The organism is Neorhizobium sp. USDA 3394 (assembly GCF_056280385.1).
In genome coordinates, this window is the sequence record NZ_JBWCDU010000001.1 from 451,878 (window position 1) to 467,254 (window position 15,377).

The 15,377-nt window shown below is 62.7% G+C and carries 16 protein-coding genes; 11 read left to right on the forward strand and 5 right to left on the reverse strand.

Translation table 11 applies throughout. The annotated features are described in order from the left end of the window. Window positions 1-86: 86 nt before the first annotated feature. Window positions 87-719: a CatB-related O-acetyltransferase gene (locus ACZ9EJ_RS01895; RefSeq protein ID WP_046639511.1), complete on the reverse strand. Its 633-nt coding sequence runs from the start codon at window positions 717-719 to the stop codon at window positions 87-89. A gap of 200 nt (window positions 720-919) precedes the next feature. On the opposite strand from ACZ9EJ_RS01895, the gene ACZ9EJ_RS01900 reads away from it, so the two are divergent. After that, window positions 920-2,092: a Gfo/Idh/MocA family protein gene (locus ACZ9EJ_RS01900; RefSeq protein ID WP_046639512.1), complete on the forward strand. Its 1,173-nt coding sequence runs from the start codon at window positions 920-922 to the stop codon at window positions 2,090-2,092. Between the two features lie 10 nt (window positions 2,093-2,102). On the opposite strand, the gene ACZ9EJ_RS01905 is transcribed toward ACZ9EJ_RS01900, so the two are convergent. Next, the gene (locus ACZ9EJ_RS01905; protein ID WP_046639513.1) at window positions 2,103-2,480 is read right to left on the reverse strand and encodes a helix-turn-helix domain-containing protein; all 378 of its coding nucleotides are present in this window, start codon (window positions 2,478-2,480) and stop codon (window positions 2,103-2,105) included. 171 nt (window positions 2,481-2,651) lie between these two features. Between ACZ9EJ_RS01905 and ACZ9EJ_RS01910 the strand changes: the two genes are divergently transcribed. The 7 genes from ACZ9EJ_RS01910 to ACZ9EJ_RS01940 all read left to right on the forward strand — a co-directional run bounded on the left by ACZ9EJ_RS01910 (window position 2,652) and on the right by ACZ9EJ_RS01940 (window position 10,775). Next, the gene (locus ACZ9EJ_RS01910; RefSeq protein WP_255743071.1) at window positions 2,652-4,070 is read left to right on the forward strand and encodes a GH1 family beta-glucosidase; all 1,419 of its coding nucleotides are present in this window, start codon (window positions 2,652-2,654) and stop codon (window positions 4,068-4,070) included. Between the two features lie 66 nt (window positions 4,071-4,136). Beyond that, a complete protein-coding gene (locus ACZ9EJ_RS01915; protein ID WP_046629061.1) occupies window positions 4,137-4,886 on the forward strand; it encodes an EAL domain-containing protein in 750 nt (249 codons plus the stop codon). 292 nt (window positions 4,887-5,178) lie between these two features. Continuing rightward, complete coding sequence (locus ACZ9EJ_RS01920; RefSeq protein ID WP_370649706.1) at window positions 5,179-6,261, forward strand: methionine ABC transporter ATP-binding protein; 1,083 nt, start codon at window positions 5,179-5,181, stop codon at window positions 6,259-6,261. Further along, window positions 6,251-6,919, forward strand: coding sequence for a methionine ABC transporter permease (locus ACZ9EJ_RS01925; RefSeq protein ID WP_046629063.1), 669 nt, complete (start codon window positions 6,251-6,253; stop codon window positions 6,917-6,919). The genes ACZ9EJ_RS01920 and ACZ9EJ_RS01925 overlap by 11 nt, the downstream gene beginning before the upstream one ends. Before the next feature lie 65 nt (window positions 6,920-6,984). Further along, a complete protein-coding gene (locus tag ACZ9EJ_RS01930; protein WP_046639514.1) occupies window positions 6,985-7,761 on the forward strand; it encodes a MetQ/NlpA family ABC transporter substrate-binding protein in 777 nt (258 codons plus the stop codon). A gap of 117 nt (window positions 7,762-7,878) precedes the next feature. Next, window positions 7,879-10,077 (forward strand): bifunctional diguanylate cyclase/phosphodiesterase, encoded by a 2,199-nt coding sequence (locus ACZ9EJ_RS01935; RefSeq protein WP_046629068.1) that lies wholly within the window; start codon window positions 7,879-7,881, stop codon window positions 10,075-10,077. Window positions 10,078-10,376: 299 nt separating this feature from the next. Next, window positions 10,377-10,775, forward strand: a complete 399-nt coding sequence (locus ACZ9EJ_RS01940; RefSeq protein ID WP_046639515.1) for a RidA family protein — start codon at window positions 10,377-10,379, stop codon at window positions 10,773-10,775. A 46-nt stretch (window positions 10,776-10,821) separates the two neighbouring features. Here the strand turns inward: ACZ9EJ_RS01940 and trhO are convergent, their stop codons facing one another. Genes trhO through ACZ9EJ_RS01955 form a run of 3 tightly spaced genes read right to left on the reverse strand, consistent with a single transcriptional unit; the run spans window position 10,822 to window position 13,248 of the window. Beyond that, complete coding sequence (gene trhO, locus ACZ9EJ_RS01945) at window positions 10,822-11,766, reverse strand: oxygen-dependent tRNA uridine(34) hydroxylase TrhO (RefSeq protein ID WP_046639516.1); 945 nt, start codon at window positions 11,764-11,766, stop codon at window positions 10,822-10,824. A gap of 17 nt (window positions 11,767-11,783) precedes the next feature. Next, a complete protein-coding gene (locus ACZ9EJ_RS01950; protein ID WP_046639517.1) occupies window positions 11,784-12,776 on the reverse strand; it encodes a CHAD domain-containing protein in 993 nt (330 codons plus the stop codon). After that, window positions 12,751-13,248: a CYTH domain-containing protein gene (locus ACZ9EJ_RS01955; RefSeq protein ID WP_046634561.1), complete on the reverse strand. Its 498-nt coding sequence runs from the start codon at window positions 13,246-13,248 to the stop codon at window positions 12,751-12,753. Before ACZ9EJ_RS01955 ends, ACZ9EJ_RS01950 begins: the two co-directional genes overlap by 26 nt. A 165-nt stretch (window positions 13,249-13,413) precedes the next feature. On the opposite strand from ACZ9EJ_RS01955, the gene ACZ9EJ_RS01960 reads away from it, so the two are divergent. From ACZ9EJ_RS01960 to ACZ9EJ_RS01970, 3 genes are all read left to right on the forward strand, one after another. After that, the gene (locus ACZ9EJ_RS01960; RefSeq protein WP_046629077.1) at window positions 13,414-14,052 is read left to right on the forward strand and encodes a 2-dehydro-3-deoxy-phosphogluconate aldolase; all 639 of its coding nucleotides are present in this window, start codon (window positions 13,414-13,416) and stop codon (window positions 14,050-14,052) included. A 75-nt stretch (window positions 14,053-14,127) separates the two neighbouring features. Next, window positions 14,128-14,844: a tellurite resistance TerB family protein gene (locus ACZ9EJ_RS01965; protein WP_046639518.1), complete on the forward strand. Its 717-nt coding sequence runs from the start codon at window positions 14,128-14,130 to the stop codon at window positions 14,842-14,844. A gap of 11 nt (window positions 14,845-14,855) precedes the next feature. After that, complete coding sequence (locus ACZ9EJ_RS01970) at window positions 14,856-15,284, forward strand: VOC family protein (RefSeq protein WP_046629081.1); 429 nt, start codon at window positions 14,856-14,858, stop codon at window positions 15,282-15,284. The last annotated feature ends 93 nt before the right edge of the window (window positions 15,285-15,377 follow it).

Genomic DNA, 15,377 nt, shown 5'->3' on the forward strand with positions numbered 1-15,377 from the left:
AGTTCGTCGAGGGGACAAATCATGGCAATCGAGTGCTGGCAAGAAGGGGCGCGTGAGCTCCACATGGCGGTGATACTGTGAAACTTTCAAGCCCTCTTGAGAGCTGCAAGATCGCCGCTTTCGAGGGCGGGCAGATTTGCCTCTATCTTGTCGATCGGCCAATCCCACCAAGCAAGCTCGAGAAGTTCGGCGATGATCTCCGCGGGGTAACGCATGCGGATGAGACCTGCCGGATTTCCGCCGACAACCGCATAGGGCGGCACGTCGCGCGCGACCACCGAGGCTGCGGCAACGATCGCGCCGTGGCCGATCGTGACGCCGGGCATGATCGCGGCGTTGTGGCCGATCCAGACGTCGTGTCCGACGATCGTGTCCCGGACTGGCAGATCCTTGTAGCCGAATGTCTCGGGCTTGAAGATGCGGAACGGATAGGCGGTAAAACCCGTCATCGGATGGTTGGCGGAACTGGTGATGAAATAGCTGCCCCTGGCGATCTGCACAAATTTGCCGATCACCAGCCGCTCCAGGCTGCCGCGAAAGAGGTAGGGCGCCAGGATGCCGGCGGTGTCCTCGGGTTCTCCGGAATGGGTGTAGTAGCTGAAATCGCCGATCTCCATGCGCGGGTGATCGATGACATTCTTCAGGTAAACCGTATCGCGGTAAAGCCTGCCATCGGGAAGGGTGATGGGATGCGTGGCTGTCGCGTCGAGAAGGGGCATGACCGGACCTTTTCCATGGATTTGCAAGAGGCGCCCTATCGTTCGACGGGCGGCTGTTTGAAATACGTGGAGCCTCAGCGGAGGCGGAGCTTGGTGTTCACGGTCAGAGCGTCCTTTTGTCTCGCAGCAGAAAAAACTAGCCTGATCGCGGGACAAAATCCACCACAGGGTTTTCAAGAAATCGAATAAGGAGAATCATCATGGCAATTGAAGGCAAGGACGAACAGGCGCGGGAGCCGCGCATCCGGCTCGGCATGGTCGGCGGCGGGGCCGGCGCGTTCATCGGGGCGGTGCATCGCATGGCGGCAAGGCTGGACGATCAGTTCGACCTCGTCGCCGGCGCGCTGTCGTCGGCGCCGGAAAAGGCGATCGCATCGGGCCGCGATCTCGGTCTCGATCCGTCGCGCACCTATGGCTCCTACAAGGAGATGGCGATCCGCGAGGCGCGGCTGAAGGACGGCATCGAGGCGGTGTCGATCGTCACGCCGAACCACGTGCATTACGATGCCGCCAAGGAGTTCCTGAAACGCGGCATCCACGTGATCTGCGACAAGCCGCTGACCTCCAATCTCGCAGACGCCAGGAAAATGAAGAAGGCGGCCGACGAGAGCGGCGCGCTTTTTATCCTCACCCACAATTACACCGGTTATCCGATGGTGCGGCAGGCGCGCGAAATGGTCGCCAATGGCGATCTCGGGAAAATCCGCGTCGTGCAGGTCGAATATCCGCAGGACTGGCTGACCGAGGCCGTAGAGCAGACCGGCGCCAAGCAAGCCGTCTGGCGCACCGATCCGGCCCAGTCGGGCGCCGGCGGTTCGACCGGCGATATCGGCACGCATGCCTATAACCTCGCGGCCTTCGTCACCGGCCTGACACTGGAGAGCCTCGCCGCCGATCTCGACAGTTTCGTCGAGGGCCGCAGGCTCGACGACAACGCGCATGTGATGCTGCGCTATGAAGGCGGCGCCAAGGGCATGCTCTGGTGCAGCCAGGTGGCGCCCGGCCATGAGAACGGCCTGAAGATCCGCGTCTACGGCACCAAGGGCGGCATCGAATGGGTACAGGCCGATCCGAACTATCTGTGGTTCACGCCGTTCGGCGAGCCGAAGCGCCTGATCACCCGCAACGGCGCCGGGTCCGGCCCGTCCGCCGCCCGCGTCAGCCGCATCCCGTCCGGCCACCCGGAAGGTTATCTCGAAGCCTTTGCGACGATCTACACGGAAGCCGCCCGCGCCATCAACGCGGTCAAGAAGGGCGTCGCGGTCGACAAGGCCGTGATCTACCCGACGGTCGACGACGGCGTGAAGGGCGTGGAGTTCGTCGAGGCGTGCGTGGCGTCCTCGAAGAAGAACGGGGCGTGGGTGAAGCTTTAGGTGGCTGGCCTCAGGCTGACATATCGCCGACAAGCGCACCGGCCGGGATGTGCCATGCCCGGCTGATCTTCCTGATCTGGTCGAGATTGATCTCGCGCCGGCCGTTCAAGAGGTCGGCGGCGCGCGATTTCGAACCGACGATCTCGATCAGGTCGGCGCGGGTGTAGTTGTTTGCCTCCATGACCGATTTCAGCACCTCGACCGGCGAGGCTTGCGCAATAGAATAATGCTTGGCCTCGTATTCCTCGATCAGCAGCACGAGCGCATCGAAATGCGCGGCTTCGATTGTCCCTGCTTCCGGTTCGTTCTCGAAATAGGGGCGCACGGATTTCAACGCCGCTTCGTATTCCGTCTCGTCGATGAGGGTACGCACAGAATCGATATCCATTTCATCAGCCTCCTAAAGTTCTACCACGTCGATGCGATCATATTCGGCGAGGGAGTAGCTGCGCCCCTGCAACGTTTCAGATTTCGCATCTGTACAACTGCGCCCAGCTTGGTTAAACCGCCGCGAAAGATGGTCCCGCAGACCTCGCGCAACAGATATGGCGGCATCCTCATGACCGATTCCAAAATGAGCAATCCCCAGTCTCGCAATCCCAAAGCGCCCGATCCTCAAAAATTCGCGGCCGGGTTTCCGGGTGATTTCCTCTGGGGCGTCGCGACGGCATCCTACCAGATCGAAGGGGCCACCAAGGCGGATGGCCGCAAGGCCTCGATCTGGGATGCGTTCTCGAAGATGCCGGGCCGGGTCTATCAGGGGCATAACGGCGATGTCGCCTGCGATCATTACAATCGCTGGGAGCAGGACCTTGATCTCATCCAGGAGATGGGCGTCGAAGCCTACCGGTTCTCGATCGCCTGGCCGCGGATCATTCCGGACGGTACCGGCCGCATCAACGAGCAGGGGCTGGATTTCTACGATCGCCTCATCGACGGCTGCAAGGCGCGCGGCATCAAGACCTATGCGACGCTCTACCATTGGGACCTGCCGCTTTCGTTGATGGGCGAGGGTGGATGGGCGTCACGGTCGACGGCCTATGCCTTCCAGCGCTACGCCAAGGTGGTGATGGCGCGGCTCGGTGACCGGCTGGATGCGGTCGCCACCTTCAACGAGCCCTGGTGCATCGTCTGGCTCAGCCACCTCTACGGCATCCATGCGCCGGGCGAGAAGAACATGCAGGCGGCGCTTGCCGCCATGCACCACGTCAATCTCGCGCACGGCCTCGGTGTCGAGGCTATCCGGCATGTGACGCCGGACGTGCCGGTCGGCACCGTCATCAACGCCGCGTCGATCATCGCCGGCTCCGACAGCCCGGCCGATCTCGCAGCCGCCGAGCGCGCCCACCAGTTTCACAACGGCGCCTTCTTCGACCCGGTCTTCAAGGGCGAGTATCCGCAGCAATTCCTGGAAGCGCTTGGGGACCGCATGCCAGTCGTCGAAGAAGGGGACCTGAAGATCATCAACCAGAAACTCGACTGGTGGGGTCTCAACTACTACAAGCCGGACCGGGTCCATGATGATGCGACGCGCACCGGCGATTTCCCCTGGACGGTCGAAGCCAAGCCCGCCAGCGACGTCAAGACGGATATCGGCTGGGAAGTCTATGCGCCGGGGCTGAAGTTGCTCGTCGAAGACCTCTACCGCCGCTACGACCTGCCGGACTGCTACATCACCGAGAACGGCGCCTGCTACAATATGGAGCCGGAAAACGGCGAGGTGGATGACCAGCCGCGTCTCGACTATTATGTCCAGCACCTTTCGGTCGTCGCCGACCTTATCAAGGACGGTTATCCGATGAAGGGTTATTTCGCCTGGAGCCTGATGGACAATTTCGAGTGGGCGGAGGGCTACCGCATGCGGTTCGGCCTCGTGCATGTGAATTACGAAACCCAGGAACGGACGATCAAGAACAGCGGCAAATGGTATCGCGAGCTGGCGTCGTTGTTCCCGAAGGGCAACCATAAGCCCGGATAAATTCGAAGATCCTTTTTTAAGGGATGCTGTGATACCCATCGCCTCCTGATTGCTGGAGATGGTGCGATGACGGGTTGTGCGGGATGCCGCGAGGGCGAAGGTTTCGAAGTCCCATTTTCGATGGCTTTCCAGCCGATCGTCGATCTGCGAACCGGTACGGTCTTCGCGCAGGAGGCCCTGGTTCGCGGGCTCGGCGGCGAGGGGGCCATGTCGGTCCTGTCGCAGGTGACGGAGCATAACCGTTATGCGTTCGACCAGCAGTGCCGCGTCAAAGCCATTCAGCTTGCGGCGCGCCTGGGCGCCGATTCTCCGGATACCAAGCTTTCCATCAATTTCATGCCGAACGCCGTCTACGAGCCGCGGGCCTGTATCCGGCTGACGCTTGCGACGGCCATGCAGGTCGGTTTTCCGCTGGATCGCATCATCTTCGAATTCACCGAGGGCGAGCAGGTCGATGTAAAACATCTCCTGAATATCTTGCGCACCTACAAAGACATGGGCTTCAAGACGGCGATCGACGATTTCGGCGCTGGTTATTCGGGGCTCAACCTGCTTTCGCAATTCCAGCCGGATATCGTCAAATTCGACATGGAGCTGATCCGCGGTATCGATACCGACCCGGCCAAGCGCATCGTCGTCAAACACAGCCTGGCGATGCTCGACGAATTGGGCGTCGTTGCCCTATGCGAAGGCGTGGAAACGCTGGACGAACTCAAGGTCCTGCAGGATCTCGGCGTATCGCTGGTGCAGGGCTACATTTTCAGCCGGCCTACCTTCGAGAGCTTTGCAAGTCCGGAGCTGAAACTGGCGTCCTGAAGCGGGAGTACCGCCAACTCCGCCCGAATATTTTCCATCCTGTGCTATATCTGGAAATTCGTTTCTCGGCGCTGCGACGCTGCGGTGCAATAACAGCGCTGTATTGCCGGCCCGGATGGCGGCTGCGTGTGGACGAGACATGGGTAGACTATTATATCGGCGCCTGAACCGTCGAATGTGCGACTGACCAGCGGCATGTTGCCTTGTGTCATCGTTGCGCCGTCCGGCGCCCAATAAAGAGTTCCTGATGTCCACAAACGTTCAAATCCTGTCGGAGGCGCAGAATGGCGCCGTGTCGATACCGCCCAATCAGTCACTGACTTCGCCAGCCTCCATGGTGGTGTTCGAAGCGGTGACCAAACGTTTCGGCGGCGCCGACGACAAGAACCAGTTCACCGCCCTTGATGGAATCGACCTTTCGGTCGTTCGCGGCGCCATAACCGGCATCATCGGCCGGTCGGGCGCAGGCAAGTCGACGCTGATCCGCCTTGTCAACGGGCTGGAGAAGGCTACGTCGGGCCGCGTCGTCGTCGATGGTGTCGAGGTGGGAGGACTGTCGGAGAGCGGTCTTCGGGATCTGCGCCGCCAGGTCGGCATGATCTTCCAGCATTTCAACCTGCTATCCTCGCGTACGGCCTTCGAGAACGTGGCGCTGCCGCTCGAGATCGCTGGTCTCGATAAAAAGGCGATCCGCGACAAGGTGGCGCCGCTGATCGATCTGGTCGGCCTCGGCGACAAGTCGGACCGCTACCCGGCCGAGCTCTCCGGCGGCCAGAAGCAGCGCATCGGCATCGCCCGGGCGCTTGCCACCTCGCCGAAACTGCTGCTTTCGGACGAGGCGACCTCGGCGCTCGACCCGGAAACCACCCAGTCGATCCTGGCGCTCCTGAAGCGCATCAATGCCGAGCTTGGCCTTACCGTGCTTCTGATCACCCATGAGATGGAGGTGGTGAAGACCATTGCCTCCGACGTCGCGGTGATCGACCGCGGCAAGATCGTCGAGGCGGGCCGTACCTTCGACGTCTTTACCGGCGCAAAGCACGAGACGACCCGCTCGCTCCTGTCGGCCGCACTCGGCACCACCCTGCCGGAATGGATCCGCTCGAACCTGAAGCAGCAGCCGTCGGCAGGCGATCGCGTGCTGGTGCGGCTGATCTTCTTCGGCGCGACGGCCTTCCAGCCGCTGACCGCCCGGCTGGTCACCGAACTCGGCGCCGACGTCAACATCCTCGCCGGCACGATCGAGGAAATCGCCGGCGAGCCCTACGGCTCGCTGGTCGTTGCCTATCCGGCAGATCCTGCCGTCACGGAACGCGCAGAGCGCTTTTATGCCGCGACAGGTCTTTCCACGGAGGTGCTCGGTTATGTCGCCTGACATGCTCTTCAACCTGCTCCTGAAAGCGCTCGGCCAGACGCTGCAGATGGTTGCCGTCGCCGGCCTGATCGGCGCGCTGATCGGCCTGCCGATCGGCGTTTTCCTGGCGACCAGCGGCAAGGGCGAGCTCTTTCCCGCGCCGGTCACCAACCGCATCATCGGCGCGATCGTCAATGCGGCGCGCTCGACGCCGTTCATCATCCTGGTGGTGGCGATCATCCCGTTCACGCGTCTCGTCACCGGCACGTCGATCGGCACCTATGCGGCGATCGTGCCGCTGACGGTGGCGACCATTCCCTTCGTCGCGCGGCTTGCCGAAGCGGCGATCCGCGAGGTCGACAAGGGCCTGATCGAGGCTGCGCGTGCCATGGGCGCGACGCCGCTGCAGATCGTCTTCAAGGTTCTCCTTGCCGAAGCCAAGCCCGGCCTGACGCTGGCGCTGACGCTCACTCTCGTCAGCCTGGTCGGCTATTCGGCCATGGTCGGCGCGGTCGGCGGCGGCGGCTTGGGGGATCTCGGCATCCGCTACGGCTACCAGCGCTTCATGCCGGATGTGATGCTTGCCGTCGTCGTGGTGCTGATCGTGCTTGTCCAGGCGATCCAGAGCCTCGGCGACGCGCTCGCCCGCCGCTTCGACAAGCGCAACCGCAAGACCTGACACCTCAATCCCGGAAAACCAGCCTCCCAAGACTGGCGTGTATAATCGAACCCAAGGAGACACTTATGAAGAAGCTCATCATCGCGGCGGCGCTCGCCGCCTTCGCTGCAGCCCCGGCGCTTGCCGAAGACATCAAGATCGGCGTGACACCCGGCCCGCATGCCCAGATCATGGAAAAGGTGAAGGAAGTCGCGGCCGCCAAGGGCCTCAACATCCAGATCCTCGAATTCTCCGATTACGTCGTGCCGAACCAGGCGCTGGCCGACGGCGAACTCAACGCCAATTCCTTCCAGCACCAGCCCTATCTCGACAACCAGGTCAAGGATCGCAAGTTCGACATCGTCAGCGTCGCGCAGACCGTCAACTTCCCGATGGGCGTCTATTCGAAGAAGGTAAAGAGCCTTGCCGACCTGAAGCAGGGCGCCACCGTCGCCATCCCGAACGACCCGACCAATGGCGGCCGCGCGCTGCTCATCCTCGCCGACCAGGGCCTTATCAAGGTCAATGCCGCCAAGGGCCTGAAGATCGGTCCCGCCGACGTCACCGAAAACGCCAAGAAGATCGAGTTCGCCGAACTCGACGCCGCCCAGCTGCCGCGTTCGCTCGACGACGTCGACGCCTCGGTCATCAACACCAATTACGCGTTGGAAGCCGGCCTCAACCCGAAGACCGATCCGATCGCCAAGGAAGGCGAAAAGGCCCCTTACATCAACATCATCGCCGTCAAGTCCAAGGACAAGGATGCGGCCTGGGTCAAGACGCTGGTGGAAGCCTATCACAGCGCTCCGGTGAAGGACTTCGTCAACACCCAGTTCAAGGGCGCCGTCATCGCCGCCTGGTAGTACAGAATTTTCAAAAATACTTGGTGGGGCCGGCTCTCAATTGTGGGGGCCGGCCTTTTCCTTTAACGCTATCTGAAGGAATACCCGCGAAAGATGTAGGGCTTCACGAGGTCTTAGATGCGGCTTCTTCCGTCCCGCTTTCGCCGCTCCGCAACACTTGGCCGTCGCTCTGCCGTGACGTCGATGCTGCTTGCCTTCGCGGTGGTCGTCGTGCTGGTGACGATCTTCATCCTGACCGCGCTCGACCGCATCGCAGACTATGCCAATCGCCTCGACGACGAACGCTCGCGCGAGACGACTTCCGGTGCGATCCAGACGTTCCAGGAGCAGTTGCATGCGACGCTGAACGACTACGCGGCGTGGGATGATGCCGCCCAGTTCGTCTATGCCGGGGACGATGCCTGGGTTGTCAGCAATTACGGCGACATGACCGCCAACAGCGATCTTTTCGACGTGGCGCTGATCATGGATGCTGATCGCAATGTTCTGATGGCCTATCAGGACGGCGCTCCTGTCACCTGGTCGCCTAACAAGTATTTCGACACCTCGCTCTGGACGCTTTTCGACAAGGCAAGCAGCGCCGGCGCCGAAACGGTGCCGGAGGCGGCGGGGTTCGTGGAAACCAAGGATGGCGTCGCGGCCGTCGGCGTGGCGCTCATCCGCCAGAAGTCCGGCGAACTCGCTCAGCCCGTCGAGGGACGCCGGTTCCTGATCTTTGGCCGGCATCTCGACGAGGAGAAAGTCCTGAAGCTCTCGGAGACCTATGTCATCGGCGGGCTTCGTTTTGCCGGTGCCGGCGATACGGTCCCCAACATGGTGGAGATCCGCAATATTCACGGCAAGGCGCTGCGGCGGCTCGTCTGGGACTCGCGCATGCCTGGCAATGCCGCATATCTGCAGGTCCGGCCGCTCGTCTATTGCGCGCTGGCGATGGTCGGCCTGTTTTTCCTGCTCCTCTTTGTCAGCGGCAGCAATACGCTCAAGCGCCTCAAGGCGGATGAAGCGGCGGCGCGGCATCTGGCCATGAGCGACCGCCTGAGCGGGCTTCTCAATCGCGCCGGTTTTTTTGCGGCACTCGACGCGCTGGTCCTGCAAAGCCGCCGCAGCAACGAGGACGTGGCGCTGCTCTATCTCGATCTCGACGGTTTCAAGGAAGTCAACGACGCCTATGGCCATGGTACCGGCGACAAGCTGATCCGCGGCGTCGCGGCGGGCCTCAAGACGCTGGTCGGAGAGAGGGCGATCCTTGCCCGCGTCGGCGGCGATGAGTTCGCCATCGCGCTCGCGGCCACGGATATCGGCCGTGCGGTGGAGACGCTGAGCGATCATATCCTCGGCTTCTTCGGCGAGCCCTTCGTGATCGGCGAAAGGGTCGCGACCATCGGCACCTGCATCGGCGTCGCCATCTCGCCGCGCGGCAAGGTCTCCGGCGAGGAACTGGTGCGGCGTTCCGACATGGCCATGTATCACGCCAAGGAAACCGGCCGCGGCCGGACCGAATATTATCGGCCGGAAATGGATGCCGAGCGCGAAGAGCGCAACATGCTGGAGATCGACCTCAGGATCGCCATCGAGCGTCGCGAGCTCACCATCGTCTACCAGCCGGTTGTCGACGCCAGGACATGGCGCATCATCGGCGTCGAGGCGCTGGCGCGCTGGCACCGCGCCGGTTATGGCCCCGTATCTCCCGAGGTCTTCATCCCGATCGCCGAATCGACCGGGCTCATCGACCAGCTTGGCCTGTTCGTGCTGCACCGTGCCTGCGAGACGCTGACGCTGTGGCCGGAACTCAAGCTCGCGGTCAACATCTCCCCCGGCCAGTTCCGCGATCCGGCGTTTGCCGTGCATGTCGCTTCGGTGTTCCGCAAGACCGGTGCCGATCCGTCCCGTATCACGCTCGAAATGACCGAAGGCTATTTCATCCAGAACCCGGAACGCGCCCGCGCTGCGCTCGCCAAGCTGAAGCAGCTCGGGGTGAAGATCGCCCTCGACGATTTCGGCGCGGGCTTTTCGAGCGTCGGGTATCTGCGCCAGTTCGGCTTCGACCGGATGAAGATCGACAAGTCGCTGGTGCACGCGCTGGAAGAGGGCGGCCGTGCCGTTGATCTTCTGCAGGCGACCGTGGCGCTCGCCCGCTCGCTGGAAATCCCGGTCACCGCCGAGGGCGTCGAAACCGAGGCCGAGGCCGTACAGCTGCGCCTGACCGGCTGCGACGAACTGCAGGGCTACATGTTCGGCAAGCCGATGTCGTCGCAGGAGATCGACATCATCTACCGCGGCAACCGCCTGCCGGGCGGGATGAGCGGGGCGGCGTGAGCGGCATCTTATCCCTGGGCTACTGCAGAGAGGTCGGAGGCGCTGCGGCAAGGGGGGAGATCGGATGGGCGCACCGTCGCTCCTCTACATCTCACGTCTCATCCCGTATACCGCCTAACTCCTTAATTGACATACGTCGCGTATGTGAATTGACAGGCGTGGCGTATGTTGGCATATGGGCGCATACGAGGCGTATGTCAACGCGCTCGTATGTTGAAATCAAGGTCGGCCTGGAAAAGCCAAAGCCGTGTGCCCATCACGACGCTACGGACACCGGCCTCCAAAAAAGGAATAAAACAATGAGCCAACGCGAGGCAATCTTTCCTGCCGGTCGGCACGCACTCTATGAGCAGCACCGCTATTCGGCGGCCATCCGCTCGGGAGACCTTCTGTTCGTTTCCGGCCAGGTCGGCAGCCGGCCGGACGGATCGCCGGAGCCTGACTTCGAACGTCAGGTGCAACTGGCGTTCGACAACCTGGCGGCCGTTCTGACGGCAGCCGGCTGCACGTTTCGGGACGTCATCGACGTCACGAGCTTCCACACCGATCCACAGGCTCAATTCGAAACCTTGATGGCCGTGCGGGAAAAGGTGATCGGCGAGCCGCCCTATCCGACCTGGACGGCCGTCGGCGTCAACTGGCTTGCCGGTTTCGATTTAGAAATCAAGGTGATCGCCCGGATACCGCAGGCGGCTTGAGGCAGCCACGATCTGCTCGCGCCAGCCCGTCTGGCGCGGGTGAACCTCAGCCCCCGATATGTCTTACGCCGCGCTTTTTGGCGAGCGCGATCTGGAGCTGGCGCTGGCGGTAGCGATCGCGGTCTTCCTCGGTGCGGGTCGGGTAGCAGGTGGAGCAGGAGACGCCTTCCTCGTAATGGGGCGAGGTCACCTCTTCCGCCGTGATCGGGCTGCGGCAGGCGTGGCAGAGCTTGTGGTTGCCCTCCTTCAGCCCGTGCTCCACGGAGACCCGCTCGTCGAAGACGAAGCAGGCGCCTTCCCAGAGGCTTTCCTCTACCGGCACCTCTTCGAGGTATTTCAGGATGCCGCCCTTCAGGTGGAAGACCTCATCGAAGCCCTGTTCCTTCATGAAGGCGGTGGCCTTCTCGCAGCGGATGCCGCCGGTGCAGTACATGGCGATCTTCGGCTTGTTGTGGAGGCCGGGATTGTTCTTTACCCAGCCGGGGAACTCGCGAAACGTCTTGGTCTGTGGATCGACGGCGCCCTTGAAGATGCCGATCGCCGTTTCGTAATCGTTGCGGGTATCGATGACGATCGTTTCCGGATCGGAAATCAGCGCGTTCCAGTCCTTCGGGTCGACATAGGTGCCGACGATGCGCTTGGGGTCGATATCCTCGACGCCCATCGTGACGATTTCCTTCTTCGGCCGCACCTTCATGCGCAGGAATGGCATCTTCGACGCGCGGCTTTCCTTGTGCTCGAGGCCTGCGAATTCCGGCTGGGCGCGCAGATAGGCGAGAAGACCCGATATCGCCGCGTCGGAGCCGGCAACCGTGCCGTTGATGCCCTCGCGGGCGATCAGCAGCGTGCCCTTGATGCCGTTTTCGTCGCAGAAGGCCTGCAGCGGCTCGCGGAAGCTCTCATAACGGTCGAAACGCGCGAAATGATAGAGCGCGGCGACGAGCCAGGCGCCCGTCGCTTCCGGGCGGGTTTGAATGATGTTTTCGGTCATGGCGCTGAAATACAGCGTCAGGACACGCCGCGCAACGCGGTTTCTTTCTCGGGCGCTTCATGCGCCCTGTGCAGCTTTGCCGCACGGCGCTCCTTGCGGGGCGCGGTGGCCGCCTTTTCCCAAAGCAGCGCGATCAGGGCGCTTTCCGTCTCGGCGCTGTCGGCAAACACCTCATGGGCCGCCTCCAGCGCCTCGTGCCGCAGCGCCTGCTGGCGGGTGATGATGGCGCCGAGCACCCGGGCCAGCGTGTCGCTGTCGCCGAACAGTTCCGGGTTTTCGTTCACGAGGCCGGTCAGCACCGAAAGATCGTGTTCGTGGCCGAGCAGATCGACCAGGGCCTTGGCCTGCTGCTGCTTGGCGAGCATGGCGGAGGGCCAGATCCCGCCGAGCAGCGACAGGTGCATCCAGTAGGTCTGGCCGCATTTGCGCAGCTCGTGATAGGTCTCCGCATCGCCGTGTTCCTCGCAGCCGGCGAATGCGCCGAGCGCCTTCTCGCGCTGGTCCTTCCAGGCCTTGGCGAGTCGTTTGGCCGTCTTGTGCGGATCGTCGTCGAGGTCGAGGTCGTCGAGGGCCGCGATTGCCGTACGGCAGGTGTCGGCGGCGGCCGCCATCTTGGCCGGCAGGTCATGTTCCTCCGAAGCGATCCGGTCACGACGTTCGGTCAGCGCCTTGGAGGCCGCGGTGAGGGCGGCAAGCTCTTCGGGAGAACCTGCATGGCCGGCGAGATAGTCGACCGTCTCGACCAGCGCGGTGGCGTCGCGCACGGCCGATAGCGTCTGCGCCATGTCGCGGATACGGGCGTTTTCCTGCCGGCGGAACGTTTTTGCGTCCGGCTGGATCAGCCTGTAGAGGGCGCGCACCCGCTTGAAGCGTTTTCGCGCGTCGTGCACCGCTTCATGCGGCCCGTCCGGCTGGTCTTCCAGCAGCCGGATCGCGTGGGAAAGCTGGCTTTCCGCAACCGAGCGGAATTCGTCGGTAAAGGATTTAGCGGGCCGCAGACGGTACGCCATGACACAATTCTCCGCTCAAATCTTCGGTCGCCATCACCATGTTGGAATACCGCCGGTCGCCGGTGATCTCCTCGCCGATCCAGTCCGGAATGTCGGGCAGGGCACCCTCGTCCTCCACCTCGACCTCTGCGACCACCAGTCCCTTGTAGGCTCCGTCATAGACATCCACCTCCCAGGTATAGCCCTCGTGACGGACCTCGTGGCGGGTCTTCTGGAGCACCACGCCCACGGCGGCGTTCGCCATCTCCTCGGCGTCGCCAAGCGGAATCTCGTATTCGAATTCGTCGCGGGCAAGCAGTTCCCGGCCGATCTTGATGGTCAGCTTGGCGCGCTTGCCGTCCATGATCCGCACCCGCACCGAACGGTCGTCGCCGGATGCGACATAGGCCTGCAGGAAATCGGAGGACGACGAGACCTCCGAGCGCCAGCCGTCGCTCTTCACCAGAAATTTCCGTTCGATTTCCTTGGCCATGCCTTGCCCGCCGCCTCGGGAACTTCAACAATTGTTGCAACCCTAGTGCAAACTCCGCTTTCCGCAAACCCGTTCGACGGCGAAGGCCTGTTTTTTCTCGACAATGACGGGCTTGAGAGGTATCTCGACCTCAAAGTTTCAATCGTTTTAGCGGAGACCTGACCCATGACCGGCAAGACGGAAAAGCTGCTTTCCATCCTGAAACTGCAGCCGGTGGTGCCGGTGCTGATCGTCGACGATGCCAAGTCGGCGGTGGGTCTGGCGCGGGCGTTGGTCGCCGGCGGCCTGAGGGCGATCGAAATCACCATGCGCACGCCCGCCGCCCTCGATGCGGTGAAGGCGGTGGCCGCCGAAGTCGAAGGCGCCAATGTCGGCGCCGGCACCATCCTCAACGCCCGCGACTACGAAGCGGCCGTCAAGGCGGGCTCGACCTTCATCGTCTCTCCCGGCGTGACGCCCGGCGTGCTTTCCGCTGCCAAGGACTCGCCCGTGCCGCTTCTGCCGGGTGCTGCGACCGCCAGCGAAGTGATGACGCTGCGCGAGGCCGGCTACGAGGTGCTGAAGTTCTTCCCCGCCGAACAGGCCGGCGGTGCCGCCTACCTGAAGGCACTGTCGTCGCCGCTCGCCGGCACGCTGTTCTGCCCGACCGGCGGCATTTCGCTGAAGAACGCCAACGACTACCTGTCGCTGCCGAACGTCATCTGCGTCGGCGGTTCCTGGGTTGCGCCGAAAGAGCTGGTCTCGGCAGGCGACTGGGCCGGCATTACCAAGCTCGCGTCGGAAGCGGCGGCGCTGAAGGCGTAAAACCCCGCAACCCGTCTTTGTAATTTCACAATCGCATCCCTATCTTTCCCCGGAAACACAACAGGGAGATGTGCGATGTTCGACGCAAAGAAGCTTCTCGACCAATTTCTGGGATCACAGATTCCGGGCATGTCGGGAGGAAGTGTGAGAGACCGGGCAGGGCAGGCGACGCAGCTTGCCAAGAACAACCCGCTCGCCACCGGCGCCATCCTTGCGGCCGTCCTCGGCACCAAGACCGGCCGCAACATTGCCGGCAATGTAGCGGCGGTCGGCGGCATCGCGGCGATCGCCGGCCTCGGTTACCTCGCCTACAAGAACTATCAGTCCGGCAAGTCTCCCGAAGCCGTGCCGCAGCCCGCGCCCCAGGCCGACAAGCCGCTCCTGTCGCCGCCGGCCGATTCGCCGTTCCACCCGCAGTCTCCCGCCCTTACCAACGATTTCGCGCTGACGCTGGTGCGTGCAATGATCGCCGCCGCCAAGGCCGACGGGCATATCGATGCCGGTGAGCGCGCCAATATCATGGACAAGGTGCACGCGGTCGATCTCGGCGCCGAGGCGGAAGCCTTCATCGAGAACGAACTCGCCAACCCGGTCGATATCGACGATCTCGTCACCGCTGCCCGCACCGAGGAGCAGAAGGTCGAGATCTACGCCGCCTCGCGCCTGACCATCGATCCGGACACCCGCGCCGAACGCGGTTACCTCGATCTGCTCGCCGGTCGCCTCGGCTTGGACGACGCGCTGATCGCGCATATCGACGCGACGGTATCGGCCGCGAAGGTCAAGGCATAAGGCGACCTCTTATGGCCATCCCTTTTTCTCCTGTCGGCATCGATCACGTTGTGCTTCTGATCGACGACATGGAGCGTGCGCTCGATTTTTATTCCGGCGTACTAGGTTGCCGGCCGGGTTATTCGTACCCGGCCCTGGGGATGGAACAGGTCTGGTGCGGGTCGTCGCTGATCGTCCTGTGGGACATCACGAATCCGGGCGGGAAAAAAGCCGCTCCCCCGGTCGCCGGCGGCCGCAACGTGGATCACATCTGCATCGCCACCAGCCCTTTCGATCACGATGAACTGCGCTCGCATCTGCAGAGCCACGGTATCGAGATTGCTCAGGAGGCTTTCCACGGCGGGGCTCGAGGCATGGGGCACTCGTTTTACATTCATGACCCATTCGGCAATAAGATCGAGATCAAGGGGCCGGCAGAATATCCGGACGGGCGGCCTTGACGACGAAGACACGTTTTAATCTGCGACCGTGCGCCTCCGCGAAATCTGCCGCCTGGCAGGTGGGTAGGAGCCCCGCCGGTTGCCTTTCCCCCC